Below are 3071 nucleotides of genomic sequence, written 5' to 3'. Positions count from 1 at the left end.
AAAACAAAATGGCGGTTATGTAGCTTAACATCAAATGAATTAGAGCGACTATTCTATGAACAGTCTAATACAGTGACCAGTTTTAATTGATCATATATGGACGCCCCGTGTGTTGCAAGTACTGGTTCGATACTGTTTACGGCCATATATCCGGCGTTATAAGTAGGTAAAGTTACCCGCACCATGGATGACTAATGTTCTCAGGCTACGATTGCCATTTTTTGTCACAGAGGACAATATTTGTTTTCCTCCCGAACTATGCTGCCGTGGAACAAGACCGCACCAGACGGATAATTCTCTACCACTAGAGAACTGTACTGCATCCACCTCACTGATAAATGCCGCAGCAATTTCGCTATCCAGACACGTGATCCGTTAATTCAGGGCCTGCATATCTTCCCGCAATGAATAAAGTAACGGCGAAGCGTGAATGTCAGGTCATTAGACGCATCTTCAATAAGTTCTGGTAATTGCTGCTGAAGACGCTGGATCCCGACAGGAATAATGAGGCCATATTCAGCGAGCAGAGAACGAAGTTGGTTAGCCAGCGTGGTTCTCTGCTCAACCATGAGTTGACAGGTATTCCGCAGCGCTTTGATATCCTGCTGTTACGTGGTTTTGACCGGTACAAAGTGAATGCCTTGGCGGCATGCTGTTTCGCAGATTGCCAGTGCATCGCTCTTCTGGCTTCTGACAAACGCTTTCACACATGCGGGGCATGGCATAAGTCTTACGCTATATCCCATAGAACTGAGTGTTCGCCCCCAGAAATGAGAGGTTGAACAGGCCTCCATAGCAAGTAAAGTACCCGGTTCAAACTGGCGAAGCGTATCCAGCAATTTCTGACGCAATATTTTTCTGTTCCAGGCAACAGAGCTATCAACCATCCAGACACATACCTGGAAAACAGATTTGGCGATATCGATACCAACAACTCTGATCTTGTTCATGTGATGTTACTCCCAGATTAATGCAGTCAGTAAAAGTATGACGCCTGCGTCAGGAAGAGGGGGTAACCAAAGCCAGAGTGGCTGGGAAATTTAGGGGACGACAAGCTGACCGGCAGTTGCACAACAAGATTATTGAGTTGAGGATTAAAAACAAGCAGAGCATCCGCGATACGGCCAGATTATGCGGGGTTCCATACCGAACCGTAATACGTATAGTGAAGAAGACAAAAGACATGACTGAAAACAACGAGAATAAATAGATGAACGGTCATTTTAGGGCAGAACCTCATTGCTCATCTGAACGTATTTATCGCAGATAGAGCACCTTAACGCCATCGAAGCACTGACTTTATGCGCTTAGCGCATGTAAAGCGGTGATCTGAAGAAACATGTGTCACAGAAGCGAATCCGCTGAAACCCGGCGTAAGCCGGTAGAGGATCATCAAAGATCCTAACCCCCCCCTTCGCCCTGCTAAGCCTTGCGGACTGACTACCAATGAAGGAGTGATATAAGCCCTTTTAACCCCGTTAGCGCGGCATAGCCGCGATGTATCGGGGCCTTAGTGCGGACAGCTTGCTGGCAGCGCTTAGGGGGCTGTAAGTCAGGATTTACAGAGATCTTTCGGAGAAGGTTTTAAAGTTTAAATAGGATTTGCTTTTGGACATTATTGTTAAGGGATATATGGTGATGTTGAAGTCGTCATGTTGTATTGCCCGAAGGCGTAGCCATAGGGAGGAAGCATAAAAGCGAAGCGAATAAGAGAGAAGCATCCGGCTTCGCCGGATAGCGACATCTTTATTGTATTTTTCTTGCCTAAATCGCGACTTACACACATATACACTGCTTATTTTTAATAGATCTTTTTAAGATCCTTTTTAAACCTTTTTAGAGGTACTCCAAGGCCTTATATTACGGGGCTCTCAGCAGAACCAGCGTGACAAATCACCCTCATTCCGTGACATATCACCCTCAACACAGGGTTAAATCGTGACAATTTGCCCTGAAAACCGTGACAAATTGCCCTGACGAATAGACTTTATTCACAGGAATTTGACAGAGACTCACACCCGTGACAACATCCAGACATGTCACAGTTATCACAGAGATAAAGATGGGTATGGCGCCTGAATTAAAAAATAAGCCCCGTAAAGTTGGCCAACGTATCGTTCAATCCAATGAACTGACCGAAGCCGCATACAGCCTGTCTCGAGACCAGAAACGTATGCTTTATCTTTTTGTTGACCAGATCCGAAAAGTGGACAGTGTCCAAGGAATTGATCAGCATAACGGCATCTGTGAAATTGCCGTGTCAAAATACGCCGAGATATTCAATTTAACATCAGCGGAAGCCAGCAAAGATATTCGTAATGCATTGAAAAACTTTGTCGGAAAAGAGGTCACGTTCTATAGACCTGAGGAGGATTTTGGGGATGAAAAAGGCTATGAGTCCTATCCATGGTTTATTAAGCGTGCGCACAGTCCGGCTCGGGGCGTGTACAGCGTACATTTAAACCCGTATCTCATTCCCTTCTTTATCGGTTTACAAAATCGATTTACGCAGTTTCGTCTCGGTGAAACGAAAGAGATCACCAGCCCCTATGCCATGCGACTCTATGAGTCATTATGCCAATACAGAAGAAGTGATGGGACCGGGGTCGCTATTCTGGGGGTGAAATGGATGATTGAACGCTATCAATTGCCACAGAGCTATACACGAATGCCTGATTTCAGGCGCCGATTCCTCAATCCAATTGTCGAAGAGATCAATAAACGAACGCCAATAAGTCTTGATTATATTGAAAAAAAATCAGGTCGTATGACGACTCACATCGTATTTTCCTACACTGAAGTGTGACAAATAACCCTCCATGTGTACGTCGGCAGTTTTTTTTTCCCCATGAAAGACCAGCACATATAGCAATTATCTAACATAGCTCACCAGAGTGAGGGTCATATGTCACAGTCATCCAGAAATCCTGGTTGCTCAAGGCAATATGTCACACACCGTTCAATATATTGAGGGTAGATTGTCACACTATTAGCCCAATTTAAGGCTTAGAAAAACACTCCAAGCCAAAAATCTTGTAAACTATTAACACCCAAAATTTCATACTTCATAC

General features: G+C 44.5%; 4 protein-coding genes and 1 pseudogene. 2 read left to right on the top strand and 3 right to left on the bottom strand.

The window, feature by feature from the left end; genetic code table 11:
- Positions 1 to 156 precede the first annotated feature (156 nt).
- From V2A85_RS22845 to V2A85_RS22835, 3 genes are read right to left on the bottom strand one after another with little or no spacing between them, the layout of a single operon-like run.
- Entirely contained in the window at positions 157 to 327 is a 171-nt protein-coding gene (locus tag V2A85_RS22845) for a transposase (RefSeq protein WP_420072453.1), read from the bottom strand.
- Between the two features lie 53 nt (positions 328 to 380).
- On the bottom strand, positions 381 to 569 hold the full coding sequence (locus V2A85_RS22840) for a hypothetical protein (RefSeq protein ID WP_420072452.1): 189 nt from the start codon (positions 567 to 569) through the stop codon (positions 381 to 383).
- 39 nt (positions 570 to 608) lie between these two features.
- A complete protein-coding gene (locus tag V2A85_RS22835) occupies positions 609 to 950 on the bottom strand; it encodes a hypothetical protein (protein ID WP_420072451.1) in 342 nt (113 codons plus the stop codon).
- Between the two features lie 41 nt (positions 951 to 991).
- On the opposite strand from V2A85_RS22835, the pseudogene V2A85_RS22830 reads away from it, so the two are divergent.
- Positions 992 to 1210 (top strand): annotated as a pseudogene (locus V2A85_RS22830) (serine recombinase); the annotation flags it as partial.
- A gap of 852 nt (positions 1211 to 2062) precedes the next feature.
- The gene (gene repE / locus V2A85_RS22825) at positions 2063 to 2806 is read left to right on the top strand and encodes a replication initiation protein RepE (RefSeq protein ID WP_420072450.1); all 744 of its coding nucleotides are present in this window, start codon (positions 2063 to 2065) and stop codon (positions 2804 to 2806) included.
- Positions 2807 to 3071 lie beyond the last annotated feature (265 nt).

Origin of the sequence: Yersinia sp. 1252 StPb PI (assembly GCF_048593885.1) — a bacterium.
Lineage (GTDB): Bacteria > Pseudomonadota > Gammaproteobacteria > Enterobacterales > Enterobacteriaceae > Yersinia > Yersinia enterocolitica_E.
Note: the sequence above shows the minus strand (reverse complement) of the source record. Positions and strands in the feature narration are given on the sequence as shown.

Bases quoted from the DNA above. Each gene is read 5' to 3' on its own strand.
- V2A85_RS22835 (WP_420072451.1), bottom strand. From the start codon at position 950: ATGAACAAGATCAGAGTTGTTGGTATCGATATCGCCAAATCTGTTTTC.
- V2A85_RS22840 (WP_420072452.1), bottom strand. From the start codon at position 569: ATGGTTGAGCAGAGAACCACGCTGGCTAACCAACTTCGTTCTCTGCTC.
- repE (WP_420072450.1), top strand. From the start codon at position 2,063: ATGGGTATGGCGCCTGAATTAAAAAATAAGCCCCGTAAAGTTGGCCAA.